This window comes from Rheinheimera oceanensis (assembly GCF_018831085.1).
Classification (GTDB): Bacteria; Pseudomonadota; Gammaproteobacteria; order Enterobacterales; family Alteromonadaceae; genus Alishewanella; species Alishewanella oceanensis.
Map to the genome: position 1 here is coordinate 158,574 of NZ_JAGPNM010000003.1, position 16,728 is coordinate 175,301.

Annotated in this window: 14 protein-coding genes and 4 tRNA genes; 13 read left to right on the forward strand and 5 right to left on the reverse strand. The window is 47.6% G+C overall.

The genetic code is table 11. The annotated features are described in order from the left end of the window. Together J3B89_RS08835 and folD are read right to left on the reverse strand one after the other, a co-directional pair. Positions 1–414 carry a BlaI/MecI/CopY family transcriptional regulator gene (locus tag J3B89_RS08835; RefSeq protein ID WP_215397179.1) on the reverse strand — a complete coding sequence of 138 codons (414 nt, stop codon included), beginning with the start codon at positions 412–414 and terminating at the stop codon, positions 1–3. Between the two features lie 143 nt (positions 415–557). Beyond that, positions 558–1,415 (reverse strand): bifunctional methylenetetrahydrofolate dehydrogenase/methenyltetrahydrofolate cyclohydrolase FolD, encoded by an 858-nt coding sequence (gene folD, locus J3B89_RS08840; protein ID WP_215397180.1) that lies wholly within the window; start codon positions 1,413–1,415, stop codon positions 558–560. 189 nt (positions 1,416–1,604) lie between these two features. Here folD and J3B89_RS08845 point away from each other — a divergent pair. From J3B89_RS08845 to J3B89_RS08905, 13 genes are all read left to right on the forward strand, one after another. Then, a tRNA-Pro gene (locus J3B89_RS08845) sits at positions 1,605–1,681 on the forward strand. A gap of 31 nt (positions 1,682–1,712) precedes the next feature. Next, positions 1,713–1,789 (forward strand) — tRNA-Arg (locus tag J3B89_RS08850). Between the two features lie 25 nt (positions 1,790–1,814). Further along, positions 1,815–1,890, forward strand: a tRNA-His gene (locus tag J3B89_RS08855). Positions 1,891–1,911: 21 nt separating this feature from the next. Beyond that, a tRNA-Pro gene (locus J3B89_RS08860) sits at positions 1,912–1,988 on the forward strand. 236 nt (positions 1,989–2,224) lie between these two features. Beyond that, positions 2,225–2,725 carry a GNAT family N-acetyltransferase gene (locus J3B89_RS08865; protein ID WP_215397181.1) on the forward strand — a complete coding sequence of 167 codons (501 nt, stop codon included), beginning with the start codon at positions 2,225–2,227 and terminating at the stop codon, positions 2,723–2,725. A 211-nt stretch (positions 2,726–2,936) separates the two neighbouring features. Then, positions 2,937–4,058 carry a glutamate 5-kinase gene (gene proB, locus J3B89_RS08870; RefSeq protein ID WP_215397182.1) on the forward strand — a complete coding sequence of 374 codons (1,122 nt, stop codon included), beginning with the start codon at positions 2,937–2,939 and terminating at the stop codon, positions 4,056–4,058. After that, complete coding sequence (locus tag J3B89_RS08875; RefSeq protein WP_215397183.1) at positions 4,055–5,308, forward strand: glutamate-5-semialdehyde dehydrogenase; 1,254 nt, start codon at positions 4,055–4,057, stop codon at positions 5,306–5,308. Before proB ends, J3B89_RS08875 begins: the two co-directional genes overlap by 4 nt. A gap of 240 nt (positions 5,309–5,548) precedes the next feature. After that, the gene (tig, locus tag J3B89_RS08880) at positions 5,549–6,859 is read left to right on the forward strand and encodes a trigger factor (protein WP_215397184.1); all 1,311 of its coding nucleotides are present in this window, start codon (positions 5,549–5,551) and stop codon (positions 6,857–6,859) included. Between the two features lie 106 nt (positions 6,860–6,965). Continuing rightward, complete coding sequence (clpP, locus tag J3B89_RS08885) at positions 6,966–7,589, forward strand: ATP-dependent Clp endopeptidase proteolytic subunit ClpP (RefSeq protein WP_285895603.1); 624 nt, start codon at positions 6,966–6,968, stop codon at positions 7,587–7,589. Positions 7,590–7,644: 55 nt separating this feature from the next. Continuing rightward, positions 7,645–8,925, forward strand: a complete 1,281-nt coding sequence (gene clpX, locus J3B89_RS08890) for an ATP-dependent protease ATP-binding subunit ClpX (protein ID WP_215397185.1) — start codon at positions 7,645–7,647, stop codon at positions 8,923–8,925. A gap of 126 nt (positions 8,926–9,051) precedes the next feature. Further along, positions 9,052–11,448: an endopeptidase La gene (gene lon / locus J3B89_RS08895; protein ID WP_215397186.1), complete on the forward strand. Its 2,397-nt coding sequence runs from the start codon at positions 9,052–9,054 to the stop codon at positions 11,446–11,448. A gap of 209 nt (positions 11,449–11,657) precedes the next feature. Next, the gene (gene hupB / locus J3B89_RS08900) at positions 11,658–11,930 is read left to right on the forward strand and encodes a nucleoid-associated protein HU-beta (protein ID WP_008220336.1); all 273 of its coding nucleotides are present in this window, start codon (positions 11,658–11,660) and stop codon (positions 11,928–11,930) included. A 189-nt stretch (positions 11,931–12,119) separates the two neighbouring features. Beyond that, positions 12,120–14,027, forward strand: a complete 1,908-nt coding sequence (locus J3B89_RS08905) for a SurA N-terminal domain-containing protein (RefSeq protein WP_215397187.1) — start codon at positions 12,120–12,122, stop codon at positions 14,025–14,027. 45 nt (positions 14,028–14,072) lie between these two features. On the opposite strand, the gene J3B89_RS08910 is transcribed toward J3B89_RS08905, so the two are convergent. Genes J3B89_RS08910 through J3B89_RS08920 form a run of 3 tightly spaced genes read right to left on the reverse strand, consistent with a single transcriptional unit; the run spans position 14,073 to position 16,728 of the window. Continuing rightward, on the reverse strand, positions 14,073–14,840 hold the full coding sequence (locus J3B89_RS08910; RefSeq protein ID WP_215397188.1) for an ATP-binding cassette domain-containing protein: 768 nt from the start codon (positions 14,838–14,840) through the stop codon (positions 14,073–14,075). Beyond that, positions 14,837–15,832 (reverse strand): peptide ABC transporter ATP-binding protein, encoded by a 996-nt coding sequence (locus J3B89_RS08915; RefSeq protein ID WP_215397189.1) that lies wholly within the window; start codon positions 15,830–15,832, stop codon positions 14,837–14,839. The genes J3B89_RS08910 and J3B89_RS08915 overlap by 4 nt, the downstream gene beginning before the upstream one ends. Further along, the gene (locus tag J3B89_RS08920) at positions 15,832–16,728 is read right to left on the reverse strand and encodes an ABC transporter permease subunit (RefSeq protein ID WP_215397190.1); all 897 of its coding nucleotides are present in this window, start codon (positions 16,726–16,728) and stop codon (positions 15,832–15,834) included. The genes J3B89_RS08915 and J3B89_RS08920 overlap by 1 nt, the downstream gene beginning before the upstream one ends.

A 16,728-nucleotide genomic window follows, 5' to 3' on the forward strand; every position in this document is an offset into this window, starting at 1 on the left:
TCAGCTCTCGTTGTCTTTCATCGCAGTATTTTTGGTTTGGGCATGCGCTGGCGAGGCTAATTCGGCCAGTAACTTTTCCAGATCCGCAATTTCGTCTGCATTAACCAGCTTACTGCTGGCAAACATGGCCACCGGTAACGGCTCGTTAAGCTCAAATACTCTTGTGGCAAAGTCCTGGGCAAAGGCAGCCAGTGTCGGCATTTTATCCAGCAAGGTGGTATAGCTGTTTTTATTAGCCATGGTTTCACAGGCGATAAACCCTTTATCGCCCATGCGCTCCAGCGTTTTACGGGTAGAGGAGTAGCCCCAGCTCAGAACCGTTGCCAGTTCATCATGGATTTCCCGTGCGGTAAGCGGCTGTTTCGCCCAGAGTAATTTAAGAATTTCCAGTTCAGGTGCGGTAGGTTGCTGCATAGGGTGATAACTATTCAGGTAATTAGTAACCTGAATGGTGCGACAGTTGTCGCAATAGATCAAGCTTTATTTGCGACAATTGTCGCAGATTGCTGTTTCAGCAGCGGGATTACTCCCGCTGCACTGGTAATGGCTATGGCAGGCTATCTGTCGTGATACAGCTCACAGGCTTCCAGCGTGTTTTCAACTAAACTGGCTACGGTCATCGGGCCTACACCGCCCGGTACCGGCGTGATATAACGCGCGTGCTTTACTGCGGCGCCATATTCCACATCGCCTACCAGTTTGCCGGAATCTAGCCGGTTAATACCCACATCAATAACCAGGGCGCCGGGTTTTACCCAATCTCCGGGGATAAACTCCGGCCGGCCTACTGCCACTACCAGTAAATCGGCGCGGCGTACCTGGGCTTCCAGGTTTTTGGTAAATTTATGACATACCGTTGTCGTGCAACCGGCCAGTAACAGTTCCAGCGCCATCGGCCGGCCAACAATGTTGGAGGCACCCACCACAACCGCATCCATACCTTTTACATTAACGCCGGTACTTTGCAGCAGTGTCATAATGCCTTTAGGTGTGCAGGAGCGCAGCGCTGGCATGCGCTGTGCTAAACGGCCGATATTGTAAGGGTGAAAGCCGTCGACGTCTTTGTGCGGGTTTATACGCTCTAAAATGGCAGAAGCATCTAAACCGGCGGGTAACGGCAGCTGCACCAGAATGCCGTCTACAGTGTTGTCATTATTTAGGTTATCGATCAGCTCCAGCAGCTGTTGCTCGGTAGTGTCTGAGGGTAAATCGTAAGATACAGAATGAAAGCCAACTTCTTCACAGGCCTTACGTTTACTGCCTACATAAACCTGAGATGCCGGGTTTACACCTACCAGCACTACGGCTAAGCCCGGTGCTCTTTTACCTGCTGCAACCCGGGCGCGAACCTGGGCGGCAACTTTATCTTTTGTTGCCTGGGCAACGGCTTTGCCATCAATAATTTGTGCTGTCATTTGCTTACGTCTCTGCCATGATTTTACTGCGGCATATTTTCGCACAGCTACCCGCAGAACTCCATCCTGCAATGCCCGTGGCACAATAGGTTCAAATAATAGGCAATCAGTTGATTTGTGCAAAAAAAGGTTTGACGCTATTGCTGGGCGGCTGTAATATTCCGCCCCGTTGCAGCAGTGCAGCGAAGTCGGTGATTGGCGCAGCTTGGTAGCGCACTTGGTTTGGGTCCAAGGGGTCGCAGGTTCAAATCCTGCATCACCGACCATTAATATACAGCTTGGTAGGGTTTCGATTGTGCGCCCGTAGCTCAGTTGGATAGAGCAACGGCCTTCTAAGCCGTGGGTCATAGGTTCGAATCCTATCGGGCGCGCCATAACAAGCGCAAGACAGTTTCAGTGGTGGTTGTAGCTCAGTTGGTAGAGCCCCGGATTGTGATTCCGGTTGTCGTGGGTTCGAGCCCCATCATCCACCCCATCTTTCTCAGAGTTTTATAGTCGGTGATTGGCGCAGCTTGGTAGCGCACTTGGTTTGGGTCCAAGGGGTCGCAGGTTCAAATCCTGCATCACCGACCATTCCCCCTAAGCTAAATAAGCACACTTGGTTTGGGTACTCTTAATCCCACGGGCCGCAGGTTCAGATCCTGCATCACCGACCATTCTCCCTAAGTTAAATAAAGCTTTCCTTTATTTAAAGCTAATACGTTTAGCTGCATTTATCTTTGATCAATTATCAAATAATAAAATCCGGTTCCCAAATCCTTAAATCTTATTGTATGCTGCTATTTAATATCAGATTAAGGATGATTATCTTGATAATTGCAGAAACCCCGCGTTTACGTATCCGGCATCTTACGGCGGCAGACGCTGCTTTTACCTGCCAGTTATTAAATGAACCGTCGTTTATTGAAAATATTGCTGATCGCGGTGTGCGTTCAAAGCTGGATGCTTTGCATTATTTAGCCGAAGGGCCAATAAAAAGTTATCAGCAGCATGGCTATGGTTTATTTCTGGTGGAAACCAGTGATACTAAAATACCTATAGGGTTTTGTGGCCTGCTGTTTCGTGATTATCTGCAGGAAACTGATATTGGCTTTGCGTTTGTACCTCAGTTCTGGGGCAAGGGGTATGCGCTGGAAGCCGCCTCCGCTGTGCTGCATTTTGGCTATCAGAAGGTTAAACTCAAACGTATTGTTGGCCTTGTCAGTGCAGGTAATCTTCCATCAATTAAAGTGTTAACCCGTTTAGGCCTGAGTTTTGAGAAAGTCGTGCAGGTTCAGCCGTCATTAAAAGAAGTTCAGCTGTATTCCTGAACGCTAACAGAAATGTAATTTAATTACAGATTGAGCGGCTTTTTACAGCTTGAGCATTATGAATGATAGGTATTCATAATGTTTATAGTGTAATTTTTTCAGTTGTTTATGTGTAATGTGTCCCGATCTTTGTTTTCCTAAATTGTAACCCAGGTGGAACCAGGTTACAGTTTTTGCTAGTATAGCCGCCGGAACAACCATTGGAGGAGTTATGATTAACCCATCCTGGCGGCGGGTCGTGCTGAAAGTTGGCAGTGCCCTGATAGCGCCGGAAAACCAGGGGTGTAGCGAACAGTTCCTGCGTCCCATCGCTGAATTTATCCGGCAGTGCCGGTTACAGGGTCTTGAAGTGATCCTGGTGTCATCAGGTAGTGTGGCTGCTGGCCGCCATCATTTTAATTTTCAACATCAACGGGTTCCTATCGCACTAAAACGGGCGATGGCAGCTGTTGGCCAGAATCAGCTGATGAATTTCTGGAGCCGGTGTTTTGACTTTCCTTGTGCGCAGGTTTTACTTACTCACGGTGATTTAAGTGATCGTGTGCGCCATGTTAATATTCAAAACACGCTAAAGCGGTTGCTGGATCATCAGATACTGCCTATCGTCAACGAAAACGATACGATAGCCACCGATGAACTGAAAGTAGGCGATAATGACAATCTGGCTGCTATGGTGGCCACAGTTGCTAACGCTGATGCGTTGATTATTTGTTCTGATGTTGATGGTTTATACACTGCAGATCCGAACAAAGACCCAACAGCCAGCCTGATCCCCGAAGTGCGTATTATTGACCAGCGTATTTATGCTCTGGCAGGAGGTGCATCATCTAAAGTGGGTACCGGCGGTATGTATACCAAAATTGAAGCGGCAGAGAAAGCAGCTGCACATGGTATAGACACCGTTATTATTGACGGCCACAAACCTAACGGTTTTCAGTGTATTTTAGCGGGTAAAAATCCTGGCACCATTTTTTATGGTCATGCCAAGCCTCTACCGGCTAAAAAACATTGGGTGCGGCACACTCTCAGAGCCAAAGGTGAAATTTGGGTTGATGATGGCTGTGTTGAAGCCTTATGCCGCCAGGGCGCTTCATTATTGTGTAGCGGTATAGTTGATATTAGCGGTGAGTTTGATTCAGGTGATGCCGTTCTAGTACGCAGTGCATCAGGCAAACGCAAAATTGCTAAAGGTGTCAGCCGGTTTAGTGCCAGCGAGTTGTTTTCTATTAAAGGCCAGCAAAGCCGCGATATAGCTTCTTGCCTTGGCTATTGCCCGACAGGCAGCAATGCCGTGATCCATCGCAGCGAAATGATGTTACTGGAGAGAATATGAGTACCGATGTTGCGGCAACGATAGCCGCTAAAGCGTCAGAAGCAGCTAAAGCTGTAGCAAATTTGACGACAGAGCAGAAAAATTTTGTCCTGCAGAGTATGGCAAACCATATCCGTAATGCCAGCGCTGCAATACTTGAAGCGAATAAAGATGAAGTTGCCACCGCCAGTGCTAATGGTACCAGTGCTGCTATGCTTGACCGTTTAACGCTAAACCATGAGCGTATTGATGCCATGGCCAAAGCTATCGAGCAAATTATTGCCTTGCCGGATCCGGTTGGCGCAACGCGGCATATCGAGCAGCGGCCAAACGGTATTAATATCGAAAAACGTCGTATAGCACTGGGTGTTATTTGCATGATTTATGAAGCCCGGCCCAATGTTACCGCTGATGCCGGTGCTTTATGCTTCAAATCCGGTAATGCGGTTATTCTGCGCTGTGGCCGTGAGGCTATTCAAACCAGCCTGGCTATTGCTGCCGCAATGCAACAAGCGCTGCGTGAACATCAGCTACCGGATGAAGTCATAAGCATAGTACCGGAACCTGATCGTGATTTAATGCTGGCACTGTTAAAGCAGGATCAATATATCGATTTGGTGATCCCGCGTGGTGGCGAAGGGTTAATTCGTTTTGTTACCGAGCACAGCCGTATTCCGGTGATTCAGCACTATAAAGGTGTATGTCATCTGTATGTAGATCAAAGCGCAGATTTAACCATGGCGCTGGAGTTATTGCTTAACGGTAAAGTGCAGCGCCCCGGTGTTTGTAACGCACTTGAAGGTTTATTGGTCAATCAGCATATTGCGGCTGATTTTTTGCCTATGGTAGCCAGCGCCCTGGCGCGGCACGATGTTATCGTACATGCCTGTAAAGCCAGTATTGGCTACTTTCACCAGGCTCAACCAATAGCTGATAACGAATTTGGGCAGGAATATCTGGCGCCGGAAATTGCTATCAGAGTTGTTGACGATCTGAACGCCGCCATGGCGCATATTGACCAGTTTGGCAGCCAGCACACCGAAGTTATTTGTACCAGCGATCAGGCTAATGCAGAGCGTTTTATCCGTCAGGTAGATTCTGCTGTAGTTATGCATAACGCCTCATCACGCTTCTCTGATGGTGGCGAGTTAGGCTTAGGTGCAGAGATTGGTATTTCTACCAGCAAGTTACATGCTTATGGCCCTATGGGGCTTGAGGCACTCACCACTGAAAAATACGTGGTAACCGGCAGTGGCCAGACCCGTAGTTAACGGCTGCAGCAGAGGAAAAAATCAACGCAGCATATAGTAATTTATTGACTATGCTGCGTTTTTTATTTTGTCCTGTACAAGGCTCAGGACGGCCTTGTTAAGGGCTCGACGTCAGACATTTACCCCGCTATAATGCCGCGTCCTATTTTATAACAGGTCTGGTTCAGTGCTGCGTTTTGATACCAGATCACACTAGTAAGGCGTTCATTACACGCCCGTTTTTGAATTTGAGGTAACAAGATGCAAGTTTCTGTGGAAACCACTCAGGGTTTAGAGCGCCAAGTAACGATCACTGTCCCGGCCGACAAAATTGATGCAGAAGTAAAGAGCCGTTTACGTGATCTGGCCAAACGTCAGCGTATCGACGGTTTCCGTCCGGGCAAAGCGCCGGTAACACTGATCCAGAAGCGTTATGGCCTGGCGGTATTGCAGGAAGTTGCCGGTGAGCAAATGCAGCGTCATTTTTACGATGCCATTATTGCCAACAAACTGACTCCGGCAGGTGCACCAACTTTTGCTCCCGGCCAACTGGAGCAGGGTAAAGATTTAGAATTTAAAGCTACTTTTGAAGTGTATCCGGAAGTTGAAGTTAAAAACCTGGATAAAATCGAAGTGAACAAGCCGGTTGTTGAGATTGCTGATGCTGATTTAGACAAGATGCTGGATACCTTGCGTAAGCAACACGCAAAGTGGGAAGCGAAAAAAGGCAAAGCCGCTACCGGTGATCGCGTAATCATCGACTTCGTTGGTTCTATCGACGGTGAAGAGTTTGAAGGCGGCAAAGCCACTAACTTTACCTTAGAGCTGGGCCAGGGCCGGATGATCCCGGGTTTTGAAGACGGTATCATCGGCAAAAAAGCCGGTGAGCAAGTAACTGTTGATGTAACTTTCCCGGAAGAATACCACGCCGAGAATTTAAAAGGTAAGGCGGCCAGCTTTGCCGTTACAGTAAACACCGTAGAGCAACAGGTACTGCCTGAACTGACCGACGAATTTGCAACCTTGTTTGGTTTAGAAACCGCCACTGTTGATGCACTGAAAGTTGAAGTGCGTAAAAACATGGAGCGTGAACTGAACCAGAATATTAAAGCTAAAGTAAAAGATCAGGTTATCAAAGGTTTATTAGCCAATAACGAAGTAGAGGTGCCACAAGCACTGATTGCAGGCGAAGTAGACGTACTGCGTAAACAGGCGCTGCAGCGTTTTGGTAATAATGTGGATCCTAAGCAGTTACCGGAATTGCCAGCGTCATTGTTTGAAGAGCAGGCTAAAGATCGCGTAAGAGTAGGTTTGTTGCTGGGTGAAGTGATCAAAACCAACGAACTGAAAGTAGACGACAAAAAGGTTCAGGCATTAATTGAAACTGTCGCTTCTGCTTATGAAGACCCGCAAGAAGTGGTACAGTACTACAACAGCAACAAAGAGCTGTTACAAAGCATGCGCAATGTAGCACTGGAAGAGCAAGCCATTGAAGTTATTCTGGCCAGCGCTAAAGTGACTGAACAAAAAGCGGCTTTTGACGAGATAATGAACCCGCAAGCTGCCAACTAACGTTGACTTATTTTGGCTTGACGGCTTTAATGGCTCGGACAACAGTTCGGGCCATTTTATTTTCTGCAACAGCAAAACCCAGCCATTTAAAAGGGAACTCTGAAATATGTCTATGCCGCAACATTTAAATGACATAGTAAACGCTTTGGTACCAATCGTTATTGAGCAAACAGCTAAAGGCGAGCGGTCGTTCGATATCTACTCACGCCTGTTGAAAGAGCGGGTTATTTTCTTAACCGGTCAGGTCGAAGATCACATGGCCAACCTGATTGTGGCGCAATTATTGTTCTTAGAATCAGAAAATCCGGAAAAAGACATCTATATTTATATTAATTCTCCGGGTGGCTCTGTTACCGCAGGTTTGTCAATTTATGACACCATGCGCTATATCAAGCCGGATATTGCCACTGTTTGTGTGGGCCAGGCAGCCAGTATGGGCGCGTTTTTATTGTCTGGTGGCACTAAAGGTAAGCGTTATTGTTTACCTAATGCACGGGTGATGATTCACCAGCCGTTAGGTGGTTTTCAGGGCCAGGCGACTGATTTTGAAATTCATGCCCGTGAAATTTTAAGCATTAAAGAAAAATTAAACCGCTTAATGGCCGAGCACTGTGATCAAAGTTATGAGAAGGTTTGCAAAGATACTGAGCGTGATAACTTCTTAAGTGCACAGCAAGCCTTGGATTATGGCCTGGTAGATGCCATATTAACCAATAGAGAAACGAAGTAATCATTTTAGGCAGCTCTGCATTACAGAGCTGCACCGTAGTGAAAGAGGTAGTTACATGTCTGATCACCGCACTGACGGCGATAAGAACGGTAAACTGTTGTACTGTTCTTTTTGTGGCAAATCACAGCATGAAGTGCGTAAGTTGATTGCAGGCCCACAGGTTTATATTTGTGATGAATGCGTTGATTTATGCAATGACATCATCCGCGAGGAAATTAAAGACATTTCCCCGAAACGTGATGCCGACAAATTGCCGGTACCGCGCGAAATTCGTAATCATCTTGATGATTATGTTATTGGCCAGGATCATGCAAAAAAAGTGCTGGCAGTGGCGGTATACAATCATTACAAGCGCCTGCGCAGTGCCCAGCACAAACAAGACGTTGAGCTGGGGAAAAGTAATATTCTGCTGATAGGCCCCACCGGTAGCGGTAAAACTCTGCTGGCAGAAACACTGGCGCGCTTACTTGACGTGCCTTTTACCATGGCCGATGCCACTACACTGACCGAAGCCGGTTATGTTGGTGAAGATGTCGAAAATATTATTCAGAAGCTGCTGCAAAAGTGTGACTACGATGTCGAAAAAGCACAGCGCGGTATTGTCTACATTGATGAAATAGACAAAATTTCGCGTAAGTCTGATAACCCGTCTATTACCCGTGATGTATCAGGTGAAGGCGTGCAGCAGGCGCTGTTAAAGCTGATTGAAGGCACTGTTGCTTCGGTGCCACCGCAAGGCGGCCGTAAGCATCCGCAGCAGGAGTTCTTGCAGGTTGATACCTCAAAAATTCTGTTTATCTGTGGCGGCGCTTTTGCCGGGCTGGATAAAGTGATAGAGCAGCGTTGTGCCAAAGGTTCAGGCATTGGCTTTGGCGCTGAGGTGCGCAGCAAAGAAAGCACACGCAGTTTAAGTGAGTCGTTCCGTGATGTAGAACCGGAAGATTTGGTGAAGTACGGCTTAATTCCGGAATTTATCGGGCGTTTGCCGGTAGTGGCTACGTTAACGGAACTGGATTTAGCTGCATTAGTGCAAATTCTCAGTGAGCCGAAAAACGCTTTAGTAAAACAGTTTGCTGCCTTATTCGCGATGGAAGAAGTAGAGCTGGAGTTCCGTGAAGACGCACTGAAAGCTATTGCACAAAAAGCAATGGAACGTAAAACCGGTGCCCGTGGTTTGCGTTCTATAGTTGAAGGTGTACTGCTGGATACCATGTATGAACTGCCATCAATGCAGGATGTATCAAAAGTCGTGATTGATGAAACGGTGATCCGCGGTGAGAGCGACCCTATTTTGATTTATCAGAGCAGTGAACCCGTTGCGGCTGAGTCACATTAATCCTGTCACAGGAAAAAAAGGAGCTGAATCAGCTCCTTTTTCATATATGTAATTGAAGTTTTTAAAACGAACCCCATATACTGAAACATATTTGCGCCTGCAGTAACTAAATTCGAGAGAGAATCAATGACATCAGAACACGCTGAACGTTTGCATATGCCGGTGCTGGCACTGCGCGACGTGGTCGTTTACCCCCATATGGTTATCCCATTGTTTGTTGGTCGGGCAAAATCGATTAAATGCCTTGATGCCGCCATGGACAACGACAAACAAATTTTCCTGGTAGCGCAAAAAGACGCCACGCTGGATGACCCGGCAGCGACTGATCTATATGAAGTAGGTACGGTTGCGACGATTTTACAGTTGCTAAAACTGCCTGACGGTACTGTTAAAGTATTGGTTGAGGGCAGCCGCCGTGCCAGGCTGGCTGAATTTACAGAGACAGACAAAGCCTTTGCAGCCTACGTTGATATTATCGAAACCGCCGAAGTTGATAGCCGTGAGCAGGAAGTGTTTCTGCGCTCGGCCATTAATCAGTTTGAAGGTTATATCAAACTGAATAAAAAAATTCCGCCGGAAGTATTAACGGCACTGACCGGCATAGATGAGCCGGCACGGCTGGCTGATACCATGGCTGCACATATGCCGCTAAAGGTTGAAGATAAACAAAAAGTGCTGGAAATCTTCGACGTAACCGAGCGGCTTGAATATCTGATGGCGATGATGGAGAGTGAAATTGACATTCTTCAGGTAGAGCGCCGTATTCGCAGCCGGGTGAAAAAGCAAATGGAGAAAAGCCAGCGCGAGTATTACCTGAACGAGCAAATGAAAGCTATTCAGCGTGAACTGGGTGAGCTGGAAGATGCACCGGATGAATTTGAAACACTGAATAAAAAAATTGAACAGGCACAAATGCCACAAGAGGTGACAGACAAAGCCCGTAGCGAGCTGCAAAAGCTGAAAATGATGTCGCCAATGTCAGCAGAAGCAACAGTGGTGCGCAGCTACATCGACTGGCTGGCTAATGTGCCGTGGAAAAAACGCAGCAAGGTAAAGAAAAACCTGGCTGTGGCTGAGCAAATTCTGAATGCAGACCATTACGGCCTGGAAAAGGTAAAAGAGCGCATTGTTGAATATTTAGCTGTGCAGCAACGTGTTAATAAGTTAAAGGGCCCGATCCTTTGCCTGGTTGGCCCTCCGGGTGTGGGTAAAACGTCATTGGGGCAATCTGTTGCCAAGGCGACCGGGCGTAAGTACGTGCGGATGGCGCTGGGCGGCGTGCGTGATGAAGCTGAAATTCGCGGTCACCGTCGTACCTATATTGGTTCTATGCCAGGCAAAATTATCCAGAAAATGGCTAAAGTTGGTGTGCGTAACCCACTGTTTTTGTTAGATGAAATTGACAAGATGGCGTCAGATTTTCGTGGCGATCCGGCAGCGGCGCTGCTGGAGGTATTAGATCCGGAACAGAACACTGCATTTAGCGATCATTATCTGGAAGTGGACTACGACTTATCCGATGTCATGTTTTTCGCAACGTCCAACAGCCTGAATATTCCGGCGGCCTTGCTCGACCGGATGGAAGTGATTCGTCTGGCCGGTTATACCGAAGATGAAAAGCTGAATATTGCCAGGCAGCACCTTATTACCAAGCAAATTGGCCGCAATGGTTTAAAAGCCAGCGAAATAGTGATTGAAGACAGTGCAATTATCGGCATTATCCGCTATTACACCCGTGAAGCCGGGGTACGCAGTTTAGAGCGTGAAATCTCCAAGCTGTGCCGCAAAGCGGTAAAGCAAATATTGCTGACCAAAGATTTAAAGCAGGTGGTGATTAATCAGCAGAACCTGGAAGATTACCTTGGTGTGCAGCGTTACGACTACGGTAAAGCCGAAGATAGCAACCGTATCGGCCAGGTAACAGGCTTAGCCTGGACTGAAGTGGGCGGTGATTTACTGACCATTGAAGCGGCGTCTGTAGTGGGTAAGGGCAAGCTAACCTTTACCGGCTCACTGGGCGATGTGATGAAAGAGTCTATTCAGGCAGCAATGACAGTAGTGCGTAGCCGCGCAGCTGGCTTGCGTATTAATGAAGACTTTTATGAGAAGCGTGATATTCATGTGCATGTACCTGAAGGCGCTACGCCAAAAGATGGTCCCAGCGCCGGTATCGGTATGGTTACTGCGCTCGTATCGAGCTTAACTGGTAACCCGGTACGGGCAGATGTAGCCATGACAGGTGAAATTACACTGCGCGGTGAAGTATTACCCATCGGTGGCTTAAAAGAGAAGCTGCTGGCAGCACATCGTGGTGGCATTAAACGGGTACTTATTCCGCATGATAACGTGCGTGACTTAAAAGACATCCCTGATAATGTAAAAGGTGATATCGAAATTTGTGCGGTAAAATGGATAGATGAAGTGCTGGAACTGGCGTTGCAAGAGCCTTTAGAGCGCGTTTCGGTGGGTGAAACGGTAAAAAATTCAGCAAAAAGCAAAAAAACGGAAAAAAATCCTGCGTAGGGGCTTTTCATTCCTGTTGGCTGTGCTAAGTTATGGAAAGTTTCGACCAAGCCCTTGTTATACAAGGGCTGCAGTCAAAGCCAGAACTGTTAGTTTTGCTGCTTTTTTGCTTGCAAGCCTGAAAAATGCTTGTTATAACGATGAAGCTCACTTACAGAACTAATGAAGTGTAGTTGTTGAAAATAATAACAATTGAAGGGGATGATATTGTGAACAAGTCTCAACTTATCGACAAAATTGCTGCTGGTGCAGACATTTCTAAAGCAGCAGCAGGTCGTGCTTTAGATTCGTTCATTGATGCTGTTACCGAAGCTCTTAAAGAAGGCGACTCTGTAGCATTAGTTGGTTTTGGCACTTACAGTGTACGCGAGCGTGCAGCCCGTACCGGCCGTAACCCACAAACTGGTGCAACTATTCAAATCGCGTCTGCGAAAATTCCTTCTTTTAAGCCGGGTAAAGCGTTAAAAGACGCCTGTAACTAAGCTTTAGTTTGGTTCAGACAAACAAAGTGCCAATTTGGGAGTACCTGGCTACATAATACCGTAACCTCAGTCTTCCAAAGGCTTCTCTAAAAAAAGCGCATCTGTTAAGATGCGTTTTTTTTTACGGCAACCAAGATGCGTTTTTGTTGCCTCCCAGCCGTTAAAGATGAATAAAGAGATCGTGCTAAGATGTTAGAGAGAATCAGAGAAGGCTCGCAGGGAATCATTGCCAAGTCTATTTTAGGCTTAGTGATCCTGACGTTCGCATTAGCAGGTGTTGGCAGTTATTTAAGTGCGCCTGCCGAAGTTAATGTGGCAGAGGTTAACGGTGAAAAAATCAGCCGTGCAGACTTTGACCAGGCATTTCAGAATGAACGGGCACGGCTGCAACAGCAGTTTGGCGAAATGTACGCCACCCTTGCCGCAGATAGCGCTTATATGAATAATTTTCGTAGTGAAGTGCTGGAGCGTCTTATTGACGAAACCCTGCAAAAGCAATTCGCTGCAAAACTCGGTCTGCGCGTCAGTGATGATCAGGTTCGTGACGCTATCCGCGGCATGACAGAGTTTCAGGTTGATGGTCAGTTCAATAATGACCGTTATCAGGCCTTACTGCGCCAGGCTGGTTATCAGCCAGATCAGTTCCGTGAACTGATGCGTGAGCAAATGTCACGTAACCAGCTATTAATTGGTTTACTGAGTAGCGAATTTGCCACAGTTAAAGATATGCAGTTACTGGCGAAATTACAGCAACAAAGCCGTGATATCGAATTTGTGCGTATTGCTGCAGCTGATTTTGCCGCTAACGTAGAACTGACAGACCAAATGCTGCAAGACTATTACACAACTCATTTGCAACAATTTGAAACTGAGCAGAAAGTGGCTATCAACTATGTTGAGTTATCCGCCGCTGCGCTGGCAGCAGATATTGAAGTTACTGAGCAGCAACTGGCTGAATATTATCAGGCAAACAAAGCACGTTACACCCGAGATGAACGCCGCCAGGTTGCGCATATTATGTTGGAAGCAGAGCAGGATGATCCAGCTGTAGCAGCAAAAGCGGAAGCGATTTTACAGCAGTTAAAAGCCGGTGCTGATTTTGCAGAACTGGCTAAAGCAGAATCTGCTGACACTTTTTCTGCAGACAACGGTGGTGTGCTGGACTGGTTAGTTGCAGGAGATGTTGACCCTGAATTTGAACGTGTTGCTTTTGGCATGAAAGAAGCTGGCGAGCTCAGCTCTGTGGTAAAAAGCGCTTATGGTTATCATATTATTAAGTTAGTTACTCTGGAGCCGGCTCAGGTGCAAGAGCTGGCTGAGGTATCAGCTGATATAGCTAATAGCATTAAGCAAGATGCGGCAACTGCAAAGTTTTATGATTTACAGCAACGTTTGGCTGAAGTCAGTTTTGAAGTTCCGGATACACTGGAAGATGCCGCAGCAGCGGTAGATGCCAAGGTTATTTCAACGCCATTATTTAGCCGCAATGAAGCAACAGAGCCTTTGTCTGCACCTGCGGTAATGAGTAAAATTTTCGATAGTGGCTTTATTAATGAGCGGTTAAACAGTGAGGTTATTGAACTGGATAACCAACGCGCTATCGTAGTGCGCGTTACTGATCACCAGCCAAAACGCACCCAATCACTGGAAGAAGTTAAAGCTGAAGTTGAAGCTGCGGTCCGTGCAGAGCAAAGCTCATTGTTAGCCAAAGCAAAGGGCGAGCAGATATTAGCTGCGGCTGCTCAGGACAGTTTAAAGGCTCAGGCTGAGCTGGCCTCGTTGACGCTGGAACACTCTGCAGATACACCACGCTTTGGTGGTACTCTGGATGCCCAAATTCGTGCTAAAGCTTTTGCTATGCCCCGCCCGGCTGATAAGCCGGCAATAGAGCTTGCTACGCTGGCTAACGGTGATGTCGTGCTGGTATCAGTGCTGGCGGTGAAAGATGCAGAAGTAACAATGGTGCCGGAACCCGCTCAGTTGGATCGTCTGGCAGAGCAGCAGGCAGAGCAGCATTACCGCGCCATAATTGCAGCGTTAAAAGCTAAGGCTGATATAAGCCGGAATTTACGCCAGGCTGTGACGGATACCCAGTAATACCAACACAGACAGATGAAAAAACCGTGGCTTGCCACGGTTTTTTTATGCAATCGCGCTATTAATCAGTTTGCGGCTGTAGTCATGTTCGGCATTGCTAAAGACATGTGCGGTGTTGCCGTAATCCAGCGCGGTACCCTGATGTAATACCAGCAAATCGTCAGCGATATGGCGTACCAGCCGCAAATGGTTGGTGATCAGCAGGTAAGCCAGGCCGGATTTTTGCTGCAGCTCCAGCAGTAAGTTAACAATTTGCGCCCGCAGCGATGGGTCCAGTGCAGTTAGCGCTTCATCTAAAATAAGCAGCTTAGGGTCAAGGATCAGTGCTCTTGCCAGTGCCACCCGTTGCAACTGGCCGCCGGAAAACATATGTGGATAGTATTCACTGTGTTCATCCAGCAAACCGAGCTGTTTTAATGTCTGGCGGATTTTTAACTTGCGTTGTTGCGCGTCCAGCACTGTGCTGAAACGTAATACGTCGTCCAGCATTTGACCTATTTTCTGGTGTGGATTGAGTGATTTTGCTGCATCCTGAAAAATAAAGCGGATAACATGGTTATATTGCCGGTAATGGCTAATTTTAACCGGTTGGCCAGCCAGCAGAATATCGCCGCTGTCTGGCTTTTCAATGCCTACCAGTAGTTTTGCCAGCGTACTTTTGCCAGAACCGGTTTCACCAACAATCGCCAGAGTTTTACCTTCTGCCAGCGTAAAGCTGATATTTTGCAGTGCAATAACACTGCGCTGACTGAACCAGCCACTTTGTTTGTGATAGGTCTTGCACAGATCTCTGACTTCAAGCAGGGTATTCATAAGTCTTTTTTACCGATTAAGGGAAAATGGCAGCTGTAATAGTGATTTTGTAAACGGTCCAGAGTTGGTGTTTTGACACATTCTTTACGGGCATTCGGGCAGCGGGGGCCAAGGCGGCAGCCGATAGGCAGATGCTGCAGTACCGGTATACTGCCAGGCAGGGCATATAAGGGTGTTTTCGGCTGCAGGTTTGGTTGAAATTCAGGTACGCTTTTAATCAGCGCATTGGTGTAGGGATGATAAGGCTGTTTGATAATGCTGGCGGTTTCGCCTGCTTCAACCAACTGGCCACAATACAGTACACTCAGGCTTTGGGTATAACGGGCTATACTTTCCAGCTCGTGGCTTATCAGTAGTACCGAGGTGCCTTTTAGCTGGTTAAAACTGGCCAGCAAACGAAATAGTTGCGCCTGGGTAGTACTTTCCAGTGCCGTAGTGGGCTCATCAGCAATCAATAGTTTTGGTGCCTTGGCAATAGCCATCGCAATCATGATTTTCTGGCAAACACCCTCAGATAACTGGTAAGGATAACTTTGCAATACTGCCTGGTGGTCACGCACCCCTACTTTGTGTAATAAACCAATGGCCTTGCGCCGGCGCAGATAACCGCGTTTCCACCAGGGGCCCTCCAGCAGGTGGTCTGGAATAGCTTCTTCGAGCTGTTCCAGTATGGCTGCTGTAGGGTCGAGGCTGCGGCTGGGTTCCTGATATATCATGGCAATGTCACGGCCAATGACTTTGCGCTGCTGATCATAGGGTAAACGCAGCAAATCCTGCCCACACCAGTTGAAGCGGTCGGCACTAACCAGCCAGCGTTTGTTAAGTACACCCACAATAGCCTTGGCAATAAGGCTTTTACCTGAGCCTGATTCGCCTACCAGGCCGCGGGTTTCACCTTCACGCAAACTAAGATTAACCCGGTCAACAGCCCGGATTAATCCATCGGGGGTTTTCAGCTCTATGGTCAGGTTTTTAATGTCGAGTAACAGCATTAGTTTTCCCGCCGTTTTTTCATGGCGTTACGCAGGCCATCGCCCACCAGATTAACCGACAATACCGCTGTAAATATCAGTAACCCTGGCAATGCAACGCCTACAGGGGCAACGTAAATAAGATCCAGTGAGTCAGCGATAATCGCACCCCATTCTGCAGTAGGAGCCTGGGCGCCAAGGCCAAGAAAGCCCAGTGCCGCAATATCGAGAATAGCGGTTGATAATGCCATCGTTGCGGTTACGGTTAGCCGCTCCCAGATATTGGGTAAAATAAGCCGGGTAAGCACCTGCCAGTTACTGGCGCCATCTAAACGGTAAGCGGTGACGTAATCCTGATTCAACTGCTCGGCAATAGCATTACGGATGCTGTGAACAAATTGCGGCAGTAAAGCCAGCATAATGGCCCACAGTGTGTTTAACAGCCCAGGGCCGAGTATAGCCACGATAATAATAGCTAACAGTAAGGATGGGATTGTCAGCGCTAAATCGAGCACATGGTTAAATACGCTGGATTTTACGCCTTTACTCATTCCTGCCAATACCCCCAGCAACAAGCCTATTAGCAAGGCGCCCATTACCGTTATAAGTGCAATACCAAAAGTATAGCGGGCTCCCATAAGCATGCGGGAGAACATATCACGCCCCAAATCATCGGTACCAAACGGATATTGCACCAGCCCTTGTTCAGACCACGAGGGGGCAATCAGCAACAGGGTATCGTTTTGCAGGTAGGGATCATATGGGGTTAGCAGCGGTGAGAGTATTGCCAGCAGAAAAAACAGCACAAACAACGCCAACCCCAGCATTGCGCTGTGCTGGCGGGCAAACTCGCGCCATAGCAACAGCAGCGGTGAACGGGCGTGTTGCTCATCGGGTAATAAACGAAAGCGGGCCAT

Coding starts and splice junctions, on each gene's coding strand:
- folD (WP_215397180.1), bottom strand. CDS start 1,415: ATGACAGCACAAATTATTGATGGCAAAGCCGTTGCCCAGGCAACAAAA.
- J3B89_RS08920 (WP_215397190.1), bottom strand. CDS start 16,728: ATGGCCCGCTTTCGTTTATTACCCGATGAGCAACACGCCCGTTCACCG.
- tig (WP_215397184.1), top strand. CDS start 5,549: ATGCAAGTTTCTGTGGAAACCACTCAGGGTTTAGAGCGCCAAGTAACG.
- lon (WP_215397186.1), top strand. CDS start 9,052: ATGACATCAGAACACGCTGAACGTTTGCATATGCCGGTGCTGGCACTG.
- J3B89_RS08905 (WP_215397187.1), top strand. CDS start 12,120: ATGTTAGAGAGAATCAGAGAAGGCTCGCAGGGAATCATTGCCAAGTCT.
- J3B89_RS08910 (WP_215397188.1), bottom strand. CDS start 14,840: ATGAATACCCTGCTTGAAGTCAGAGATCTGTGCAAGACCTATCACAAA.
- J3B89_RS08915 (WP_215397189.1), bottom strand. CDS start 15,832: ATGCTGTTACTCGACATTAAAAACCTGACCATAGAGCTGAAAACCCCC.
- proB (WP_215397182.1), top strand. CDS start 2,937: ATGATTAACCCATCCTGGCGGCGGGTCGTGCTGAAAGTTGGCAGTGCC.
- clpX (WP_215397185.1), top strand. CDS start 7,645: ATGTCTGATCACCGCACTGACGGCGATAAGAACGGTAAACTGTTGTAC.
- clpP (WP_285895603.1), top strand. CDS start 6,966: ATGTCTATGCCGCAACATTTAAATGACATAGTAAACGCTTTGGTACCA.
- J3B89_RS08835 (WP_215397179.1), bottom strand. CDS start 414: ATGCAGCAACCTACCGCACCTGAACTGGAAATTCTTAAATTACTCTGG.
- J3B89_RS08875 (WP_215397183.1), top strand. CDS start 4,055: ATGAGTACCGATGTTGCGGCAACGATAGCCGCTAAAGCGTCAGAAGCA.